A 20791-nucleotide genomic window follows, 5' to 3' on the forward strand; every position below is an offset into this window, starting at 1 on the left:
CCCGCCACCGGCTATGGCTATATCGAAGCCGGCGAATCCCTCGGAGGCGGCGCCCATGCCGTCAGGCGCTTCGTCGAAAAGCCGCCGCTCGAGGAAGCGCAGCGCATGCTGGCGGATGGCGGCTTCTACTGGAACTCCGGCATCTTCATGTTCACGGCCGGCAAGTTGATGGAGGAAATGGAGGCTCACGCGCCGGAGGTGGCCGAAGCGGCTCGCGAAGCCGTCGCGAACGCGGTCACGGACCTCGATTTCATCCGTCTCGATGCTGCAGCCTTCATCAGGAGCCCGGACATCTCCATCGACTACGCCGTCATGGAGAAGACCTCGAACGCCGCTGTCGTCCCCTCGTCCTTCACCTGGTCCGATCTCGGCAGCTGGGATGCAGTATGGAAACTTGGCACGCGCGACGAGGCCGGCAACATGGTTTCCGGCAACGCGACGCTGATGGATACGCGAGACTCCCTCGTCATGTCCCGCACCAGCCACCTTGCGGTGCAGGGACTGGAAAACGTCGTCGTCATTGCCAGCGAGGATGCGGTCTATGTCGGGCGGCTGGAGGAGAGCCAGAATGTCGGCCGCATGGTCAAGAAGCTCGCTGCCGACAAGGCGACGTCGCCACTCACCGAGACCCACCCTACCTCCTACCGCCCCTGGGGCGGCTATACCTCCATTCTCAACGGCGACCGTTTCCAGGTGAAGCGCCTGTTCGTCTCGCCGGGCAAGAAGCTGTCTCTGCAGAAGCATCATCACCGTTCCGAGCACTGGATCTGTGTAAAGGGCACGGCCGAGGTCACTATCGGTGACGAGGTGAAGACGGTGCGGGAGAACGAAAGCGTCTACATCCCGCAGGGCGAGGTCCATCGCCTCGCCAACCCGGGCAAGATCCTGCTCGAGATGATTGAGGTGCAGACCGGTTCCTATCTCGGCGAGGACGACATCATCCGCATCGTCGACGAGTTTGGTCGCGGCTGAGGCCTGCGCGCTCGCAAGGCGGCCTCGCCTTGCGAGCGCCCGCTGCAAAGGAGAGGACGCCGAATGCATGCTCCTCCGGCCACTTCCGTCCCCGCTCCGGGCCGTTTTGGCACCAATCGGGCCATTGATTAAAATCTGAGCTTTCCGCTTAGCCCTTCCTCCACGGCCTCCTGTTATTCAATGCCGAGGTTCAGCTGTTTTGGGCGGATGGGAAGATGATGGCGTGGCAGAATTTCTCGCGGCTCCTGAATGACCGCAGCGGCAATTTCGGCATGATGACGGCAATCCTGCTCCCCGTCCTGCTGGGAGCAGCCGGTGTCGCGCTGGACCTCACCAACATGATGGTCTCCAAGACGCAGTTGCAGGAAGCCGCCGACTCCGCGGCGCTTGCAGCCTCCACGGCGCTCGCCAGCGGCGAAGCTGCCGATGAGGCGGCCGCCCGCGAGCTTGCCAGGCAATTCTTCCTCGGGCAGGCGTCCAACACGCTAGGCGCCGACGCCGCCAGCACCCTCGCCGGGACCCTCGACATCGACATCAAGACCACAGTGACCGCCACCGGCAAGAAATTCCAGGTTCAGGTCGGGTCGAATTACGACCTCGCCCTAACCCCACTGATGGGCGTGCTCGGCCAAGGTTCGATGAACATTGCCACTAGCGGTACGTCGACAAGTGGGACGGAGAAAAAGGCAAACGCGCTGTCGCTCTACCTCGTCCTCGACCGCTCGGGCTCGATGGGAGAGAATACCAATAGCAAGGTCCAGAAGTGCGTCGTGATCTACGGTCAGAACGTTTGCTGGATGGTCACCCAGACCAAGATGGAGGCATTGAAGAATGCAACCGCCAAGCTGCTCGCGGAACTGGACAAGGTCGATCCCGACAAGAAGCTCGTTCGGACGGGCGCGGTCTCCTATAACGAGGTCATGCAGTCGCCCTCTCCGCTTGCTTGGGGAACGTCGGCGGCGCTTACCTATGTGAATGCACTACCGGCGTCCGGATACACCAATTCCGGAGAAGCAGTAGAGACCGCCTACACGTCCCTGGCCAACTCGATGGAGAACACCTATCACAAGAACAAGAACGGTGACGAAGATCCGTCGAAATATATCGTCTTCATGACGGACGGCGAAAACAACATCTCGGGTGCGGACAACAAGACGCTAAAGGCGTGCAAGAACGCCAAGGACGCCGGCATGGAAGTCTATGCCATTGCCTTCATGGCGCCCACGGCTGGCCAGAAGCTGTTGTCACAATGCGCCTCCACCCCGGCTCATTACTTCCAGCCGGAGGATGCCAACACCCTGATCGAAGCGTTCAAGGCAATCGGCCAGAAGGCGGCGAAGTCTGCGACCCGCCTGACCAGTTGAGACCGGACAAGTTCCTGACGAACCCGCCCGACCGGCGGGTTCGTCGCCTTTCCACGTTCACCCCTATCCCCGCCTTTTTTCCGCCGCCTCAATCGATTTATTGCCAGCTTCCCGCGTCGGTGCGTAAACTGACTCGAATACAGGAAGACCGAAGGTTCACGCAGGCCGCCTCCCCGCCTGCCCTACCGGAAGAGTTGGCAGACCATGAATGATAGCCTCCCGGCTGTGGAAATCCCGCAGCCAAGCCCCCGCAGCACCCGTCCCGAAATCCTCGCCGCAGAGATCATCGAGCGCCTCACCTACCGCATCGGCAAGGATGCCAAGGTAGCCAAGCCGCACGACTGGTTGACGGCTGCCATCCTCGTGGTCCGTGACCGCATCATCGACCGTTGGATGGATTCCACACGCCGCGTTTACGAAAAGGGCGACAAGCGGGTCTACTATCTCTCGCTGGAATTCCTGATCGGCCGGCTGATGCGCGATGCCGTGTCCAATCTCGGCCTCATGAATGAACTGCGTGATGCACTGGCTTCTCTTGGCGTCGATTTCGATGTCATTGCGGGCCTCGAACCCGATGCAGCGCTGGGCAATGGCGGCCTCGGTCGACTCGCCGCCTGCTTCATGGAGTCCATGGCGACAGTCGACATTCCCGCCTATGGCTATGGCATCCGCTATGTCCACGGCCTCTTCCGCCAGCAGATGGCGGATGGCTGGCAGGTGGAACTGCCGGAAACCTGGCTTGCCCACGGCAACCCCTGGGAGTTCGAGCGGCGCGAAAGCTCTTACGAGATCGGCTTCGGCGGTTCGGTGGAAACCATCGGCGGCTATGACGAGCCGCCGCGCTATGTCTGGAAACCGGCCGAACGGGTGATCGCGACCGCCTACGATACGCCGGTGGTCGGCTGGCGCGCCCAGCGGGTCAACACCCTGCGCCTCTGGTCGGCCCAGCCGATCGACCCGATCCTGCTCGATGCCTTCAATGCCGGCGACCACATCGGCGCCCTGCGCGAGAGCAACAAGGCGGAGGCGTTGACCCGCGTCCTCTATCCGGCCGATGCAAATCCCGCCGGCCAGGAACTGCGGTTGCGGCAGGAATACTTCTTCTCCTCCGCATCGCTCCAGGACATCCTGCGCCGCCATCTGCAGCAGTATCCGGACTTTTCCAATCTTCCGGACAAGGTGGCGATCCAGTTGAACGACACGCATCCGGCGGTTTCGATCGGCGAGATGATGCGCCTGCTCACCGACGTGCACGGACTGGAGTTTGACGAGGCATGGGAGATCACCCGCGGCACCTTCTCCTACACCAACCATACCCTCCTGCCCGAAGCGCTGGAAAGCTGGCCCGTGCCGCTCTTCGAGCGCCTGCTGCCCCGCCACATGCAGATCGTCTACGCGATCAACGCGAAGATCCTGGTCGAGGCCCGCAAGGCGAAGAACTTCAGCGATCAGCAGATCCGCGCCATCTCCCTGATCGACGAGAACGGCGACCGCCGGGTGCGCATGGGTAACCTCGCCTTCATCGGCTCCCATTCCATCAACGGCGTGTCGGCGCTCCACACGGACCTGATGAAGGTCACCGTCTTCTCGGACCTTCACACGCTTTATCCCGACCGGATCAACAACAAGACCAATGGCATCACGCCGCGCCGCTGGCTGATGCAGTGCAATCCGGCGCTGACTTCGCTGATCCGCGAAGCGATCGGCGACAAGTTCCTGGATGACACGGAAGCGCTGCACGCTCTCGACACTTTCGCGGACGATGCCGCCTTCCAGGAGAAGTTCGCCGCCGTAAAGCGCGAGAACAAGGTCCAGCTTGCGCATCTCGTCGGCAGCCGAATGGGCGTGCGCCTCGATCCGTCGGCCATGTTCGACATCCAGATCAAGCGCATTCACGAGTACAAGCGCCAGCTTCTCAACATCGTCGAGGCGGTCGCCCTCTACGACCAGATCCGCTCCCATCCGGAGCTCGACTGGGTGCCGCGCGTCAAGCTTTTCGCTGGCAAGGCGGCGCCGAGCTACCACAACGCCAAGCTGATCATCAAGCTCGCGAACGATGTGGCCCGCGTCATCAACAACGATCCGGCGGTGCGCGGCCTGCTCAAGGTTGTCTTCGTACCGAACTACAATGTGTCGCTGGCGGAAGTCATGGTGCCGGCCGCTGACCTCTCGGAGCAGATCTCCACGGCCGGCATGGAAGCCTCCGGCACCGGAAACATGAAGTTCGCGCTGAACGGCGCGCTGACAATCGGCACGCTGGACGGCGCAAACGTCGAGATGCGCGATCATGTGGGCGCGGATAACATCGTCATCTTCGGATTGACGGCGGAAGAGGTCGCCCAGGCCCGAGCCGACGGTCATGAGCCGCGCGCCATCATCGAGAAGTCGAAGGAACTTTCGCAGGCGCTCGATGCGATCGCCTCCGGCGTCTTTTCGCCGGACGACCGCTCCCGCTTCACCGGCCTGATCGACGGGATCTACAATCACGACTGGTTCATGCTGACCGCGGATTTTGATGCCTATGCGGCAGCACAGCGGACCGTTGACCAAATCTGGACCGACCCTAAATCATGGTATTCAAAGACAATTCGAAATACCGCCCGGATGGGATGGTTCTCCTCTGACAGAACCATTCGCCAGTACGCGTCGGAAATCTGGAGAGCCTGATGACGACAGCGCCGAAGTCGCCCGACGACGGAAGAGCCCCTGGCGAAATTCCGTTGTCGGAGATCGAGGCGATCCTGGAAGGCCGACACAGCAATCCCTTCGCTGTGCTCGGCCTCCACAAGCTGCCGACCGGCTATCATGTCCGCTGTTTCATCCCTGGCGCCGAGGAGGTTGCCGCCTACCTTCTCGATGGAACGCGGCTTGGCCTGCTGAAGCGGCGCCATGAGGCTGGCTTCTTCGAAGGGCCGGTAGACGTCCCCTCACCAAAACCGATCCGCTATCGCGCTCGACGTGGCGGAGACGACGAATGGGCGGTGACCGATCCCTACAGCTTCGGCCCCGTGCTCGGCCCCATGGACGATTACTTCGTCCGCGAAGGCTCCCACCTGCGCCTGTTCGACAAGATGGGCGCCCATCCGATCCGCCATCAGGGCGTGGATGGCTTTCACTTCGCCGTCTGGGCGCCCAATGCCCGGCGGGTCTCGGTGGTCGGCGACTTCAACAACTGGGACGGCCGCCTGCACGTGATGCGCTTGCGGCAGGATACCGGCATCTGGGAAATCTTTGCGCCGGACGTGCGGGCAGGCTCGCCCTACAAGTTCGAGATCATCGGCAGGGACGGCGAACGCCTTCTCAAGGCCGATCCCTATGCGCGCAAGGCGGAGATGCGGCCGAACACCGCGTCCGTCACCACACCGGAGTTGAAGCAGGATTGGGAGGACGAGGCTCACCTCACCCATTGGCAAAAAGCCGATCATCGCCGCCAGCCCATATCGATCTACGAGGTCCATGGGGGGTCATGGCAGCGTCGTGACGACGGCACCTTCCTCAGTTGGGACGAACTCGCCGCGCGGCTGATCCCCTACGTCACCGATATGGGCTTCACCCATATCGAATTCCTGCCCGTAACCGAACATCCCTATGACCCGTCCTGGGGCTACCAGACCACCGGCCTTTACGCGCCGACTGCGCGCTTCGGCGACCCGGAGGGCTTCGCCCGCTTCGTCAACGGCTGCCACAAGGTCGGCATCGGCGTCATCCTGGACTGGGTGCCGGCGCATTTTCCGACCGACGAGCACGGGCTGCGTCGCTTCGACGGCACCGCCCTCTACGAGCATGAGGACCCACGCCAGGGCTTCCATCCGGACTGGAACACCGCCATCTACAATTTCGGGCGGCTGGAGGTTCTGTCATACCTCATCAACAACGCGCTTTATTGGGCCGAGAAATTCCATCTCGACGGTCTGCGCGTCGATGCGGTGGCCTCCATGCTCTACCTCGACTACTCCCGCAAGGAGGGCGAGTGGGTTCCGAACGAATATGGCGGCCGCGAAAACCTCGAGGCCGTGCGCTTCCTGCAGAAGCTGAACAGCCTATCCTACGGCAACCACCCCGGCGTGATGACGATCGCCGAGGAATCCACCTCGTGGCCGAAGGTGTCGCATCCCGTCCACGAAGGCGGACTTGGGTTCGGCTTCAAGTGGAACATGGGTTTCATGCACGACACGCTGAGCTACCTGAAGCGGGAGCCCATTCACCGCAAGCATCACCACAACGAGATCACCTTCGGTCTCGTCTACGCATTCTCGGAGAACTTCGTCCTGCCCTTGAGCCATGACGAAGTGGTCCACGGCAAGGGTTCGCTGATTGCCAAGATGGCCGGCGATGACTGGCAAAAATTCGCCAACCTGCGCGCCTACTATGCCTTCATGTGGGGCTATCCCGGCAAGAAGCTCCTGTTCATGGGACAGGAATTCGCCCAGTGGAGCGAATGGAGCGAGGCGAAAGCCCTCGACTGGAACCTCCTGCACTACCACCAGCACGAGGGCATGCGCCGGCTCGTCCGCGACCTCAACCTCTGCTACCGGGCAAAGCCCGCACTCCACGCGCGCGACTGCGAGCCGGAAGGCTTCCGCTGGCTGATTGCCGACGACCACGACAACTCCGTCTTCGCCTGGCTGCGCATGGCACCGGGCGAGCGGCCGGTGGCGGTCATCACCAATTTCACGCCGATCTATCGGGAAAATTACCGCCTCCCCTTGCCAACCGCGGGAAGATGGCGGGAAATCCTCAACACGGATGCGGAGATCTATGGCGGCAGCGGCAAGGGCAATGGCGGCCGGGTACAGGCGGTCGACGCCGGAGGAGATATCAGTACCACCATGACGCTTCCGCCCCTGGCGACGATCATGCTGGAACTGGAACAAGTATAGAAGAGAGGGGGAGCAGAATGGACGACAAGCGCTATCAGCCACTGGCTCGCGATGCCATGGCCTATGTCCTGGCGGGCGGCCGCGGAAGCCGCCTCAAGGAGTTGACCGACCGGCGTGCCAAGCCGGCCGTCTATTTCGGCGGCAAGGCCCGCATCATCGACTTCGCCCTTTCCAACGCGCTGAATTCCGGCATTCGCCGCATCGGCGTCGCCACCCAGTACAAGGCCCATTCGCTGATCCGCCACATGCAGCGCGGCTGGGGCTTCCTGCGGCCGGAACGCAACGAGAGCTTCGACATCCTGCCGGCGTCCCAGCGTGTCTCGGAAACGCAGTGGTACGAAGGCACGGCCGATGCCGTCTACCAGAACATCGATATCATCGAGGCCTACAATCCGGAGTACATGGTCATCCTGGCCGGCGATCACGTCTACAAGATGGACTATGAATACATGCTCCAGCAGCATGTGGATTCCGGCGCCGATGTCACCGTCGGCTGCCTGGAAGTGCCGCGCATGGAAGCGACCGGCTTCGGCGTCATGCATGTCAACGAGAAGGACGAGATCATCGACTTCGTCGAGAAGCCGGCCAATCCGCCAGGCATCCCCGACAAGCCGGACTTTGCCCTCGCCTCGATGGGCATCTATGTCTTCCACACGAAGTTCCTGGCCGAAGTGCTGAAGCGCGATGCGGCGGATCCTTCCTCCAACCGCGACTTCGGCAAGGACATCATCCCCTACATCGTCAAGAACGGTACTGCAGTCGCCCACCGCTTCCACAAGTCCTGCGTCCGCTCCGATTTCGAGCGCGAGTCCTACTGGCGCGACGTCGGTACGATCGAGGCCTACTGGCAGGCGAACATCGATCTTACCGCCATTCTTCCCGAGCTCGACATCTACGACAAGTCCTGGCCGATCTGGACCTATGCGGAGATCACGCCGCCTGCCAAGTTCGTCCATGACGACGAGGACCGTCGCGGCTCGGCAATCTCCTCTGTGGTGTCGGGAGACTGCATCATCTCCGGCTCGGCACTGCACCGCAGCCTGCTCTTCACCGGCGTCCGCGCCAATTCCTACTCGCGGCTCGACGGTGCGGTGGTTCTGCCGAATGTCCGCATCGGCCGTCGGGCGCAGCTTCGCAATGTCGTCATCGACTCCAATGTAACCATTCCGGAAGGTCTGGTTGTCGGCGAAGATCCCGAACTCGATGCCAAGCGCTTCCGCCGCACCGAGAACGGCATCTGCCTGATCACCCAGCCGATGATCGACAAACTGGACCTGTAGAGCCGCATGAACGTCCTTTCGGTTGCCTCCGAAATCTACCCGCTGATCAAGACCGGCGGGCTCGCCGACGTGGCGGGCGCTCTGCCGCTTGCGCTGAAGGAACACGGCGTGCGCACCCGCACGCTGTTGCCGGGTTATCCGGCCGTCTTGGCTGCAGTGAAACATGCCACGCGCTGCCACGCCTTCGACGATCTGCTCGGCCATCCGGCAAGCATCCTGCAGGTCGAGCATCACGGCCTCGATCTGCTCATCCTCGATGTCCCGTCGCTCTTCGACCGGCCGGGTGGCCCCTATGTGGGGCCGGACGGGCGCGACCATCCGGACAACTGGCGCCGCTTCGCCGCCCTGTCGCGCGCCGGCGCCGAGATCGCGCTCGGCGTCCTGGATGGCTGGCGCCCGGATCTCGTCCACCTGCACGACTGGCAGACAGGTCTCCTGCCCGCCTACCTCCGCTATGCCTCACGCCCGGCGCCGCCGAGCCTGATGACGATCCACAACATCGCCTTTCAGGGCCAGTACGGCGTCGACATCTTCCCGCATCTCGGCCTGCCGCCGGATGCCTATGCCATCGACGGCGTGGAATATTACGGCGGCGTCGGCTACTTGAAGGCTGGCCTGCAGGCAGCCACGGCGATCAGCACCGTCAGCCCGACCTATGCGGAAGAAATTCTGACCCCTGAATTCGGCATGGGGCTTGAAGGCGTGCTCGCTGCCCGCGCGGGAGACCTGCACGGGATCGTCAATGGCATCGATGCCCGGGTCTGGAATCCGGAGCACGATCCGTTGATTGCCGCCACCTACGGTCCGTCGAAGCTCAAGCGCCGCCGCGAGAACAAGCACGCGGTCGCCGAGCGCTTCGGATTGAAGCACGACGACGGACCGCTGTTCTGCGTCGTTTCGCGGCTCACCTGGCAGAAGGGCATGGACCTGCTGGCGGACGTCACCGACGAGATCGTTGCCCAGGGTGGTCGCCTTGCCGTCCTGGGCTCGGGCGATGCGGGGCTGGAGAACGCCTTCCACGCCGCGGCCGCCCGCCACCCAGGCCGCGTCTCGATCCATACGGGCTATGACGAGCCGCTGTCGCACCTGATGCAGGCGGGCTCCGACGCCATCATCATCCCCTCCCGCTTCGAACCCTGCGGGCTGACCCAACTCTACGGTCTTCGCTACGGCTGCATTCCGGTCGTCGCGCGCACCGGCGGCCTCAACGACACTGTGATCGATGCCAGCCCCGCTGCGCTCGCTGCTCGCGCCGCGACCGGGGTCAGCTTCAGCCCCGCCACAACCCACGCTCTGCAGCGCGCCGTCAACAGGACCTTCCGCCTTTACCGCGAGCCGAAGACCTGGGCCGAGATACAGAAGCAGGGCATGAAGACCGACGTTTCCTGGGACAAGAGCGCCGGGCTCTATGCCCAGCTCTACAAGAACATGACGATGAAAGGCCGCTGACATGATCCGGACCGTTCCGACCGCCCCCTACAAGGACCAGAAGCCCGGCACTTCCGGGCTCCGCAAGAAGGTGCCCGTCTTCGCGCAGGAGAACTACGCGGAGAACTTCATCCAGTCGATCTTCGACTCGCTCGAGGGCTTTGAGGGCAAGACCCTGGTGATCGGCGGCGACGGCCGTTACTACAACCGCGAGGTCATCCAGAAGGCGCTGAAGATGGCCGCGGCTGCGGGCTTCGGCAAGGTCATGGTCGGCCAGGGCGGCATCCTCTCCACCCCCGCCGCCTCCAACATCATCCGCAAGTACGGTGCCTTCGGCGGCATCATCCTGTCGGCCAGTCACAATCCGGGCGGGCCGAACGAGGACTTCGGCATCAAGTACAATATCGGCAATGGCGGCCCGGCACCGGAAAAGATCACCGAGGCGATCTTCGAGCGGTCGAAGATCATCAGCGAGTACAAGATTGCCGACGCACCCGATATCGACCTGGACACGCAGGGCAGCTTCGATCTCGCCGGTATGACGGTCGAGGTCGTCGACCCGGTCGCCGACTATGCGCAGCTGATGGAGAGCCTTTTCGATTTCGATGCCATCCGGAATCTGATCTCCGGCGGCTTCCGTATTGCGATGGATTCCATGGGTGCCGTTACCGGTCCCTACGCCAAGGAGATCATCGAGAAGCGTCTCGGCGCGCCGGCAGGCTCCGTCCGCAACGCGACGCCGCTGCCGGACTTCGGCGGCCACCACCCGGACCCGAACCTCGTCCACGCCAAGGAACTCTATGACGACGTGATGAGCGCCGATGGCCCGGACTTCGGCGCCGCCTCCGATGGCGACGGCGACCGCAACATGGTGGTCGGAAAGGACATGTTCGTCACCCCCTCCGACAGCCTCGCCATCATTGCCGCTAATGCGAAATGCGCGCCCGGCTATGCGAAGGGCATAGCCGGCATCGCGCGCTCCATGCCGACCAGCGCTGCCGCCGACCGCGTGGCGGAAAAACTCGGGCTCGGCATGTACGAAACGCCCACAGGCTGGAAGTATTTCGGCAACCTGATGGACGCCGGCAAGGTCACCGTCTGCGGCGAGGAAAGCTTCGGCACCGGGTCTGATCACGTGCGCGAGAAGGATGGCCTCTGGGCAATCCTCTTCTGGCTGAACATCATCGCCGCCCGCAAGGAAGGCGTCGCGGAGATCGTCCGCAAGCACTGGGCCGAATATGGCCGCAACTTTTATTCCCGCCACGATTACGAGGAGGTCGACACCGATGCGGCGAACGGGCTGATGGACGCGCTGCGCAGCAAGCTGTCATCCCTCCCCGGCCAGAGCTTCGGCGACCTGAAGGTCGAGGCGGCGGACGACTTCTCCTACACCGATCCGATCGACGGCTCCGTCAGCACCAGGCAGGGCATCCGCATCCTGTTCGAAGGCGGCAGCCGCGTCGTCTTCCGCCTCTCCGGCACCGGCACCTCCGGCGCGACGTTGCGCATCTATGTCGAGCGCTACGAGCCGGACGCGTCGCGTCACGGCATCGAGACGCAGGCGGCGCTCAGTGACCTGATCGCGGTGGCCGACGAGATTGCCGAGATCAAGACACGCACCGGCCGCACGGGACCGACCGTAATCACCTGATCGCAGAGACAGGAGGAAGCCAGACAGTGGCGACGAGAACCGCGTCCTGCAGTTGCGGGCAGCTCCGGATCGAAGTGAACGGCGAGCCGCTCAATGTCGGCGTCTGCCATTGCCTCGCCTGCCAGCAGCGCACCGGCAGCGTGTTCGCAGCGCTCGCGGCTTTCCGCACGCCTTATCGGGTCATTGGCGCGGCCAGCGAATATCTGCGCACGGGAGACCAGGGCGCAAGCTACCGTTTCCGCTTTTGCCCGGTCTGCGGCACCAACCTCTTCCATACGGAAGAAGGCGTCGGCGACCGATCGGTTGCCGTGGCCGTGGGCGGCTTTGCCGATCCCTCCTTCCCACCGCCGCAAGTCTCGGTCTATGACTGCCGAAGGCACGACTGGGTTCAACTGCCGGACGGCCTTGCCGTCTATGAGAAGGATCCGGGATGAAGCTCGGGACGACCCTGGCGCCCCACGGCGCAGAGTTTGCGGTCTGGTCCGCGAACGCCGCAAAGATCGAGCTCTGCATCTTCAACCCGGAAGGTACCGTGGAAACCGCCCGCCACGTGATGGTCCGTGGTGCTGGCGATATTCACAGCGTCTCCGTCCCGCACATCGGCGAAGGGACCTGCTACGGCTATCGCGCCCACGGCACCTACGACCCCGATCGTGGCCTCTGGTTCGATCCTTCGAAGCTGCTCCTGGATCCCTACGCCACCGAAATCGACCGCCCCTTTGTCTATGACCGGCGCCTGGCAGACTTTGGCACAGACACCGCCCACCTTATGCCGAAGGCCATCCTGCGTCGGCACGACCCCGTGACGCCTTCGAAGCCGCTCTTCCGCACCGGCGGTCTGATCTACGAGCTCGCCGTCCGCCCCTTCACCATCCTGCATCCGGAAGTCCCGGAGCATCAGCGAGGCACCGTCGCCGCCCTCGCCCATCCGTCCGTCCTCACCCACCTCAAGCGCATCGGCGTGGACGCGGTCGAACTGATGCCGATCACGGCCTGGATCGACGAAAGGCACCTGCCACCGCTCGGGCTCACCAACGGCTGGGGCTACAATCCGGTCGGCTTCATGGTGCTTGATCCGCGTTTGTGCCCCGGGGGCGTGGCCGAACTGCGCGACACGGTCGCGGCACTTCATGAGGCTGGTATCGGCGTCATCCTCGACCTCGTCTTCAACCACACCGGCGAGAGCGATCGCGCCGGTCCGACACTCTCGCTTCGCGGCCTCGACAACCTCGCCTGCTTCCGCCACGTGGAAGGTCATCCGGACACGCTGGTAAACGATACCGGCACCGGCAACACCGTCGCCTGCGACCATCCGTTCGTCCGCGGCCTGATCCTCGACAGCCTTCGCCATTTCGTGCTGAACGCCGGCATCGACGGCTTCCGTTTCGACCTCGCACCGATCCTTGGCCGCGGACCGCACGGCTTCTCTGCCGAAAGCGAGACCCTGCAGGCAATGATCAAGGATCCGGTCCTTTCCGACCGCATCCTGATCGCCGAGCCTTGGGACATTGGGCCCGGCGGCTACCAGCTGGGCAACTTCCCGCCTCCCTTCCTGGAGTGGAACGACCGCGCCCGCGATGACATCCGCCGCTTCTGGCGAGGCGACCACTGGACCCTCGGGGAGCTCGCGACCCGGCTCACAGGCTCGCAGGACATCTTTGCCCGCCACGGACACCACCGGACACGCAGCGTCAACTTCATCGCCGCGCATGACGGCTTCACGCTGATGGACATGGTTTCGCACGAGGAGCGCCACAACCACGCCAATGGCGAGGAAAACCGCGACGGCCATCACGACAACTTCTCCTGGAACAGTGGCGTCGAAGGCGCGACCGACGACCCGCAGGTCATCGAGGCGCGACGGCGAGACGTGATGGCGCTTCTCGCTACCCTGTTTGCCAGCCGTGGCGCCATCATGCTGGCCATGGGCGACGAGGCGGGACGAAGCCAGGGCGGCAACAATAATGCCTATTGCCAGGACAATGAGATGACCTGGCTCGACTGGGCAGGTATGGACGAGGGGCTGGTCGAGTACACGGCGCGGCTCACCCGCCTACGCAGGCGCTTCTCCGTCTTCTCCGAGACCGGTTTCTTTGTGGATGCCGGAGACGATATCGACTGGTTCAATTCCTCCGGCGAACCCATGACGCAGGACGATTGGGGACACCCGGAGGCATCGGTTCTGACGGTCGCCCTCAAGACCATCGACCGCGATACCGGCAGGACCGTACACATCGCAGCAGTCTTCAACCGTAGCCGCGCGGAGCACACTGTCACGCTGCCTGATAGAGACTGGCAAATGATCAATGATGACATGCCATGGAGTGGCAAGGCACCCGCCCGCTCGGTCACCTTCTTCGTTGCCGGCTGACATTGCATTGCACGGCACGCGCCTTCTACCCAAGGCGCGCAAAGTCTGTAGATTGGTGCCTGATTGCATGGGAACGAGAGAGGGAAGATGGCGCGAGAAATCTCGCTTGCAGACGTGCCGGGGCTTGTTGGACAGGTGCTCGGTATCTCGAAATGGATCACGGTCGATCAGACGATGATAGACACGTTCGCAGATGCGACCCTCGACCATCAGTTCATCCATGTTGATCCTGACCGTGCCGCGGCGGAGAGCCCGTTCGGCGGGACGATCGCGCACGGCTTCCTCACGCTTTCGCTGCTTTCGGCGATGAACTACGATTGCCTGCCGAAGATCCGCGAGCAGACCATGGGGTTGAACTACGGTTTCGACAAGGTCCGCTTCATGTCGCCGGTCCGGTGCGGCAGCCTGGTGCGCGGGCAGTTCACGCTCACGGACTGCCGCTTCCGCGGCGCCGGACTGCTGATGACCACCTACGACGTGTCCGTCGAGATCGAGAACGAGAGAAAACCGGCACTGACCGCCAACTGGATCACCATCGTCCAGTTCGACCCCAAGGACAGACCCGCGGACGCCTGATCCGCAGCAGACGCATACGCATACCCACCTATCGATCACCGCCGATATGCGAGGTACGAATGTTTCCGCTTTCCCACATGATGAAATCCTTCATCCGCAAGGGCCGCCTCACCGTCATCGACGCCGATGGAAAGCGTCACGTCTTCGCCGGCACGCCGGGGCCGGAGGTGACCATGCGGCTGACGGATAAGCGGCTCTATCGAACGCTGGTCTTCAACCCGGAGCTTGCCGCCGGGGAGGCCTACATGGATGGCACCATGCGCTTCGAGGACGGTTCGACGCTGCGGGACTTCCTGACGCTCTTCTCGATCAACCGCCTGTCGCTCGGCTCCTACCCGCTGCAAAAGGCGCTTCGCGCGATCAAGATGCGCTTCCGCCAGCGCCAGCAGTCGAACGTCAAGGGTGAGGCCCAGAGGAACGTTGCCCACCATTACGACCTCGGCAATGATTTCTACCGGCTCTTCCTCGATGAAAACATGCTCTATTCCTGCGCCTATTTTCGAGATTCCGGGGAGACGCTGGAAGAGGCGCAGCGCAACAAGCTGCGCCTTCTCGCATCCAAGCTATGCCTGGCATATGGGATGCGCGTCCTCGACATCGGCTGCGGCTGGGGCGATCTGGCGCTCTACCTCGCCAAGCTGGAGAACGTCCATGTCACCGGCGTCACCCTTTCGAAGGAGCAGCAGAAGCTCGCTTCGGAAAGGGCCCGGCAGGCAGGCCTGTCGGATCGCGTGACGTTCGAGCTGCGCGATTACCGCGACGTCGATGACAGGTTCGACCGCATCGTGTCGGTGGGCATGTTCGAGCATGTCGGCGTGCAGCACTACGACGAGTTCTTCGGCCACCTGAACGACCTGATGCCGGATCACGGCATCGCCGTTCTCCACTCGATCGGCCACATGAGCCCGCCCGGCATGGCAAGCCCGTGGCTGAGGAAATACATCTTTCCCGGTGCCTATTCGCCGGCGCTGTCGGAAGTCTTCGATAGCGTGGAAAGGAACAGCCTCTGGGTCATGGACCTCGAATTCCTCCGCGTCCACTACGCCACCACGCTTGCCCACTGGGCGGAGCGCTTCGAGAAGAACCGCGAGCGGGTAATCGCCATGTATGACGAGCGCTTCGCGCGCATGTGGGAGTTCTATCTGATCAGCGCCGAGATGATGTTCCGCACCGGCAGCCAGCTCGTCTTCCACATGCAGATGTCGAGGAAGCGAGACGCCGCACCCATCGTCCGCGACTACATCACCGACAAGCAGCGCGAGTATCTCGAACGGGAGAAGGCGCTGAACTTAACGCTGTAGAATTCCACATTTGACGAGGCCAGCATGGATCGTGAAGACGTCGTACGAGCCTCGTTCGAGCGGCAGGCCCTGGCCTGCGAGGACCTGGGTTCGCCCTTCACTGCGCGGCTTGCCGTCTCGCTGCCGGCAGACTCGATCGCGCTCTTCCGGTCGGGCGCGTGATCCTCGACTGGCCCTATGATCCAAGTGGGACTGGCGATGCGCTGGCCTTGCATCTCGCTGGGGGCCTGCACGCCCTCGTTCTTTCGCAGCGAGACGATGGGCTCGTTGCCGTCTATCCGCCGCATGATGTGTCGGACGACAGATTGTGGGCCGCAATCGAGGCGGCGATGGTTCGGCACGAGGCGTTCCTGCTCACCCGCCTCAAGTCGGCACCGCAAACGAACGAGATCCGGCGAAGCAGCGCGCTCCTGCCCGCTTTCCTGACGCTGGCGCACATGTTCGAGAAACCTCTCGACCTCCTGGAAGTCGGCGCCAGTGCCGGCCTGAACCTCCAGTGGGACCGGTATCGCTACCGGCTCGGCGATCTCGACTGGGGCGATCCGGCGTCGCCCGTGCGCCTCGAGCCGGAATGGCACGGACCGCGACCGCCGGATGCGGACGTCGAGGTTCGCGATCGCCGTGGCTGCGACCTCAACCCTCTCGACCCGACCTTAGCCGACGACCGGCTTAGGCTGATCTCCTATGTCTGGACGGACCAGGCCGACCGCATGGAGCGCCTGCGGGCAGCCTTGTCGATTGCCGCCTCAGCACCTCCACCGGTCGACCGGCTCGGCGCCCTGTCATGGCTGCCGTGGATGCTGGCCGAACCCCGCCCAAGCACCGTCATGGTGCTCTACCACACCATCGCCTGGCAGTACCTGCCGCCGGAGGATCGTGCGCAGGGCGAAGCCATCATCCGCGAGGCCGGAGAACGCGCCACGCCGGACGCACCATTTGCCCGCCTTCAGATGGAGGCTGACGGCAGGCGGGACGGTGCCGCGATCACCCTGCAGGTTTGGCCGAAAGGCGAGGCGCAGGAGGTCGGACGTGCCGATTTCCACGGTCGCTGGGTGAAGTGGGAAGGCTGGCGCTGAGCAGGCAGAGCAGGTTGCTCCCTCAGAGCGCTGCGTCCCTCGCCCCCTCCGCCAGCAGTGTGAACGCGTAGTCCGAGAACGACCGCCACACTTCTACCCGGAAGCTCTCCTCACCGGTCCGTAGGAGCACGATCTCCACTTTTCCGAAGATGGTGCGGGTGCAGGCGCCCACGGGAAAAGCCTTGAGCGACAGGTCCTGGGGGCAGCCGGCATTGATTGCTGCCGCAGCACCCGGTCCTTCGACGAGGATCGCTGTATTACGGTGGGAGACATCGACAGCGGAATGCAGCACGCCGGATTCCTGCGCCGCCCGCATCAGCCCCGACCCGGCCTCGCCGATCACCAGCCATTCATCCGGCCCGAGCCATAGCGCGGTGCGTCCGTTCGCGGAGGCGGACGTCTTCGGCCTTGTGGGCAGGTCGAGTCCGAGAGCCTGCGAAAGGGCAGTCACGTCCTCCGCCCGGGCCCGCAGCGATATCCGTTCGGTTGGTTGGGCCGGCGTCAGCCTCACACTTGCGGAACCGCCATGGACGCCGGCAAGCGGCAGCGTGCGTTGCGCGAGATCAGCCATGGATGCGGCCTCCTTCCTTGTCGAAGAACACCGTGTCGGTCACTTCGACGGCAATGGTACGATCCCTCATCGGTATATAGAGCGTCTGGCCGATCCGCTCCCGGCCGCCGGCGACGAGCGCCATGGCGATCGAGCGGCCGCAGTTCTCCGACCAGTAGGCCGACGTCACGTGGCCGAGCATGGTCATCGGCTTCGGCTGGTTCGGGTCGGCAACGATCTGCGCCCCCTCTTCCAGCACGTCGCTTGGCCGGTTGGTGCGAAGCCCGACGAGTTGCTTGCGGCCATCGCGGACGAGATCCGGACGCTTCAGGCCACGGATACCGACGAAGTCGGTCTTCTTCTTCGAAACCGCCCAGCCGAGACCCGCATCATCCGGCGTCACCGTCCCGTCGGTGTCCTGGCCGACGATGATATAGCCCTTTTCGGCGCGCAGCACGTGCATAGATTCGGTGCCGTAGAGGCAGCCGCCCATGCCCTTCGCCAGTTCCCAGATCGCCTTCCACACTGCCGGACCGTAATCTGCGGGGACGTTCACCTCGAAGCCGAGTTCGCCGGTAAACGACATGCGGAAGAGCCGGGCCGGAACGCCCATGACCGTGCATTCAGCCACGCTCATGTGCGGGAAGGTCTCGTTGGAGATATCCACGCCCACGACGAACGGCTGGATGATCTCCCTTGCCCTTGGCCCCTGCACGGCTATCACCGCCCATTGCTCTGTGGTCGAGGTCAGCCACACCTTCAAGTGCGGGAACTCGGTCTGGAGATAGTCCTCCATGTGATGGAGAACGCGCGGCGCTCCGCCGGTCGTCGTGGTGACGTGGAAGCGATCCTCGGCCAGCCGCCCGACGACGCCGTCATCATAGATGAAACCGTCCTCGCGGGTCATGATGCCGTAGCGGCACTTGCCGGGCTGCAGCGTGTCCCAGGCGTTGGTGTAGAGCAGGTTGAGGAACTGCGCCGCATCCGGCCCGACCACCTCGATCTTCCCGAGCGTCGAGGCGTCGAAGACGCCCGCGACGTCGCGGACGGTGCGGCATTCGCGGTTGACCGCAGAGGCCATGTCCTCGCCGCGCCGCGGAAAATACCAGGCGCGCTTCCAGTTGCCGACATCCTCGAATTCGGCACCCTCGGCCGCTTCGAGCTCGTGCATCGGAGTCTTGCGAGCGGGGTCGAAGAGCTTGCCGCGCGAATGCGACACCAGCGTGCCGTAGGTAACCGACGTATAGGGTGCGCGGAAGGTCGTGAGACCGACCTTGGGGATCGGCCGATCGAGCATTTCTGCGGCGATCGCCAGCCCGTGCATGTTGGAGAGCTTGCCCTGGTCGGATGCCATGCCGTTCGTCGTGAACCGCTTGATGTGTTCGATCGAGTGCATGCCTTCGCGCACCGCAAGGCGAATGTCCTTCGCCGTGACGTCGTGCTGGAAGTCGACAAAGGCCTTGACCGTCGTATCAGGCCCAGCACCTTCCGCGGAACCGATCATGCCGCCAGTCCAGGCGAACCGGCTCTCGCCGCGGACCGCGATCCTGCCGCCGCCGGCGGTAATGGCTTCGTCGATTGCTTCGGCAAGATCGTCGGTTCCATTGCAGGCGCCGATCGAGACACAGTCCTGCGCATAGACATCCGGCAGGAACCGCCGGTTCGCCTCATCCCAGCGCAGCTTGCCGCGCGACTGGGAGAAAAGGTGCACAGACGGGGTCCAGCCCGCCGAGACGATCAGCGCGTCGACTGCGATCTTGCGGATGTCAAAATTTCCGTTGCGGGCCACAGTCATCGACCTGATCCGCAGGCGTCCCGCCGTATCCGCTACCGAATGCCCGGTCAGCACCTTGATGCCGAGCGCCCGCGCCTCCTCCAGCACTGCCTCGCCCGGCCGCTCGCGGGAATCGACGATGGCAGCGATATGGACACCCGCCCGCTTCAGGTCGAACGCCGCCTCATAGGCGCTGTCATGCGCGGTGTAGACACCGACATTGCGGCCGACGGCGACACCATGGTGGTTGAGGAAGGTGCGCGCCGCAGACGCCAGCATGATGCCCGGGCGGTCGTTGTTGGCGAACACCATGTGCCGCTCGATCGACCCGGTCGCGAGGATCACGCGTTTCGCCCGCACCTGCCACAGGCGCTCACGAGGCGTGTCACGTCCGGGGCGGTCGAGGTGGTCGCTCACGCGCTCGGCAAGCCCAAGGAAGCCGTGGTTGTAGTAGCCGAACGCGGTCGTCCGGGTCAGCACGCGCACGTTCGGCATCGCCCGCAGCTTCGCGGCTGTGTCCTGCGCCCAGTCATAGCCGTTCTGCCCGTCGATCGTCGTCGAGGTGTCGAAGTGGAGAGCGCCGCCCACCTCCGGCTGCTCGTCGACGAGGATTACCTCCACACCGGTGAAGGCTGCCGAGAGAGCGGCCGTAAGCCCGGCAACCCCGGCGCCGGCAATCAGCAGGTCGCAATGGGCGAAGCGGTTGGCGTAGCGATCCGGATCCTCTTCCGTCGGTGCAACACCCAGGCCGGCCGCACGGCGGATGAAGGGCTCGTAGACCTTTGTCCAGGCTTCCTTCGGCCACATGAAGGTCTTGTAGTAGAAGCCGGCCGCGAAGAAGGGCGAGAACAGGTTGTTGACGGCCCCGACATCGAAGGAAAGCGACGGCCAGCGGTTCTGCGATGAGATCTTCGCCCCGTCGAAGACCTCCTGGACGGTGGCCCGCACGTTGGGCTGACGGCGGGCAGCGTCGCGGGAAACGTCAAGAAGCGCGTTGGGCTCCTCCGGTCCGGCGCTCAAGATGCCCCGCGGCCGGTGATACTTGAACGAGCGCCCCACGAGATGAACACCATGAGCCAGCAGCGCGGACGCGACCGTATCACCCTCCATCGCCGTGTAGCTCTTGCCGTCGAAGGTGAAACGCGCCGTGCGCGCAGGTGTCAGGCGGCCAGCGCCCGTGATGCGGTAGGCGCCGAGGTTCTTGGCCGAGGCGCTCATCGGGCATCTCCCTCGGTCTGCTCATAAGTCTCGACGGTCTTTTCCGTCGCCGACACGCCCGGCACCGGCTGCTTCGGCAGGCCAGCCTTGTAGGTCATCAGGAACTTGTCGCTCACCGTATCGCGCGCCGCGTTGAAGAAGCGCCCGCAACCATGGATATGGCGCCAGCGCTCATAGGTCAGGCCTTTCTCGTTGTTGCGCAGGAAGAAGAACTCGGCGAACTCCTCGTCCGTGATGCCGGCGATGTCCTCCGGCCTTGCAATATGGGCCTCGCCCGCCCAGCGGAATTCGAGTTCCGAGCGATCTTCCTCGCAATAGGGGCAATGGATCAGCAGCATCTCTGGAACCTC

At 63.6% G+C, this 20791-nt stretch carries 14 protein-coding genes and 1 pseudogene; 12 read left to right on the forward strand and 3 right to left on the reverse strand.

Features of this window, described 5'->3' with window-relative positions:
* From ACEPP2_RS09495 to ACEPP2_RS09550, 12 genes and pseudogenes are all read left to right on the forward strand, one after another.
* Positions 1-972, forward strand: a 972-nt coding sequence (locus ACEPP2_RS09495) for a mannose-1-phosphate guanylyltransferase/mannose-6-phosphate isomerase (RefSeq protein ID WP_395516445.1), incomplete at its 5' end; no start/stop codon positions are given.
* 215 nt (positions 973-1187) lie between these two features.
* Entirely contained in the window at positions 1188-2336 is a 1149-nt protein-coding gene (locus tag ACEPP2_RS09500) for a vWA domain-containing protein (RefSeq protein ID WP_395516446.1), read from the forward strand.
* A gap of 204 nt (positions 2337-2540) precedes the next feature.
* The gene (locus ACEPP2_RS09505; RefSeq protein ID WP_395516447.1) at positions 2541-5003 is read left to right on the forward strand and encodes a glycogen/starch/alpha-glucan phosphorylase; all 2463 of its coding nucleotides are present in this window, start codon (positions 2541-2543) and stop codon (positions 5001-5003) included.
* Positions 5003-7216 (forward strand): 1,4-alpha-glucan branching protein GlgB, encoded by a 2214-nt coding sequence (gene glgB / locus ACEPP2_RS09510; protein ID WP_395516448.1) that lies wholly within the window; start codon positions 5003-5005, stop codon positions 7214-7216. The genes ACEPP2_RS09505 and glgB overlap by 1 nt, the downstream gene beginning before the upstream one ends.
* 17 nt (positions 7217-7233) lie before the next feature.
* Positions 7234-8496 carry a glucose-1-phosphate adenylyltransferase gene (gene glgC / locus ACEPP2_RS09515; RefSeq protein WP_395516449.1) on the forward strand — a complete coding sequence of 421 codons (1263 nt, stop codon included), beginning with the start codon at positions 7234-7236 and terminating at the stop codon, positions 8494-8496.
* A 6-nt stretch (positions 8497-8502) separates the two neighbouring features.
* The gene (gene glgA / locus ACEPP2_RS09520; protein WP_395516450.1) at positions 8503-9945 is read left to right on the forward strand and encodes a glycogen synthase GlgA; all 1443 of its coding nucleotides are present in this window, start codon (positions 8503-8505) and stop codon (positions 9943-9945) included.
* A gap of 1 nt (position 9946) precedes the next feature.
* Positions 9947-11575, forward strand: coding sequence for an alpha-D-glucose phosphate-specific phosphoglucomutase (locus ACEPP2_RS09525; RefSeq protein ID WP_395516451.1), 1629 nt, complete (start codon positions 9947-9949; stop codon positions 11573-11575).
* Between the two features lie 26 nt (positions 11576-11601).
* Positions 11602-12009: a GFA family protein gene (locus ACEPP2_RS09530; protein ID WP_395516452.1), complete on the forward strand. Its 408-nt coding sequence runs from the start codon at positions 11602-11604 to the stop codon at positions 12007-12009.
* Positions 12006-13946 (forward strand): glycogen debranching protein GlgX, encoded by a 1941-nt coding sequence (gene glgX, locus ACEPP2_RS09535; RefSeq protein WP_395516453.1) that lies wholly within the window; start codon positions 12006-12008, stop codon positions 13944-13946. The genes ACEPP2_RS09530 and glgX overlap by 4 nt, the downstream gene beginning before the upstream one ends.
* A gap of 87 nt (positions 13947-14033) precedes the next feature.
* On the forward strand, positions 14034-14522 hold the full coding sequence (locus tag ACEPP2_RS09540; protein ID WP_395516454.1) for a MaoC family dehydratase: 489 nt from the start codon (positions 14034-14036) through the stop codon (positions 14520-14522).
* Between the two features lie 59 nt (positions 14523-14581).
* On the forward strand, positions 14582-15823 hold the full coding sequence (locus ACEPP2_RS09545; RefSeq protein WP_395516455.1) for a class I SAM-dependent methyltransferase: 1242 nt from the start codon (positions 14582-14584) through the stop codon (positions 15821-15823).
* 24 nt (positions 15824-15847) lie between these two features.
* Positions 15848-16899: pseudogene (locus tag ACEPP2_RS09550) on the forward strand (DUF2332 domain-containing protein).
* Positions 16900-16921: 22 nt separating this feature from the next.
* Here the strand turns inward: ACEPP2_RS09550 and ACEPP2_RS09555 are convergent.
* Genes ACEPP2_RS09555 through ACEPP2_RS09565 form a run of 3 tightly spaced genes read right to left on the reverse strand, consistent with a single transcriptional unit; the run spans position 16922 to position 20779 of the window.
* Positions 16922-17470, reverse strand: coding sequence for a sarcosine oxidase subunit gamma (locus ACEPP2_RS09555; RefSeq protein ID WP_395516456.1), 549 nt, complete (start codon positions 17468-17470; stop codon positions 16922-16924).
* Entirely contained in the window at positions 17463-20441 is a 2979-nt protein-coding gene (locus ACEPP2_RS09560) for a sarcosine oxidase subunit alpha (protein ID WP_395516457.1), read from the reverse strand. Before ACEPP2_RS09560 ends, ACEPP2_RS09555 begins: the two co-directional genes overlap by 8 nt.
* A complete protein-coding gene (locus ACEPP2_RS09565; protein ID WP_077549701.1) occupies positions 20438-20779 on the reverse strand; it encodes a sarcosine oxidase subunit delta in 342 nt (113 codons plus the stop codon). The genes ACEPP2_RS09560 and ACEPP2_RS09565 overlap by 4 nt, the downstream gene beginning before the upstream one ends.
* Between the last annotated feature and the right edge of the window lie 12 nt (positions 20780-20791).

Origin of the sequence: Pseudorhizobium flavum (assembly GCF_044142885.1) — a bacterium.
Lineage (GTDB): Bacteria > Pseudomonadota > Alphaproteobacteria > Rhizobiales > Rhizobiaceae > Neorhizobium > Neorhizobium flavum.

Coding starts and splice junctions, on each gene's coding strand:
- ACEPP2_RS09500 (WP_395516446.1), top strand. CDS start 1,188: ATGATGGCGTGGCAGAATTTCTCGCGGCTCCTGAATGACCGCAGCGGC.
- ACEPP2_RS09505 (WP_395516447.1), top strand. CDS start 2,541: ATGAATGATAGCCTCCCGGCTGTGGAAATCCCGCAGCCAAGCCCCCGC.
- glgB (WP_395516448.1), top strand. CDS start 5,003: ATGACGACAGCGCCGAAGTCGCCCGACGACGGAAGAGCCCCTGGCGAA.
- glgC (WP_395516449.1), top strand. CDS start 7,234: ATGGACGACAAGCGCTATCAGCCACTGGCTCGCGATGCCATGGCCTAT.
- glgA (WP_395516450.1), top strand. CDS start 8,503: ATGAACGTCCTTTCGGTTGCCTCCGAAATCTACCCGCTGATCAAGACC.
- ACEPP2_RS09525 (WP_395516451.1), top strand. CDS start 9,947: ATGATCCGGACCGTTCCGACCGCCCCCTACAAGGACCAGAAGCCCGGC.
- glgX (WP_395516453.1), top strand. CDS start 12,006: ATGAAGCTCGGGACGACCCTGGCGCCCCACGGCGCAGAGTTTGCGGTC.
- ACEPP2_RS09540 (WP_395516454.1), top strand. CDS start 14,034: ATGGCGCGAGAAATCTCGCTTGCAGACGTGCCGGGGCTTGTTGGACAG.
- ACEPP2_RS09545 (WP_395516455.1), top strand. CDS start 14,582: ATGTTTCCGCTTTCCCACATGATGAAATCCTTCATCCGCAAGGGCCGC.
- ACEPP2_RS09555 (WP_395516456.1), bottom strand. CDS start 17,470: ATGGCTGATCTCGCGCAACGCACGCTGCCGCTTGCCGGCGTCCATGGC.
- ACEPP2_RS09560 (WP_395516457.1), bottom strand. CDS start 20,441: ATGAGCGCCTCGGCCAAGAACCTCGGCGCCTACCGCATCACGGGCGCT.
- ACEPP2_RS09565 (WP_077549701.1), bottom strand. CDS start 20,779: ATGCTGCTGATCCATTGCCCCTATTGCGAGGAAGATCGCTCGGAACTC.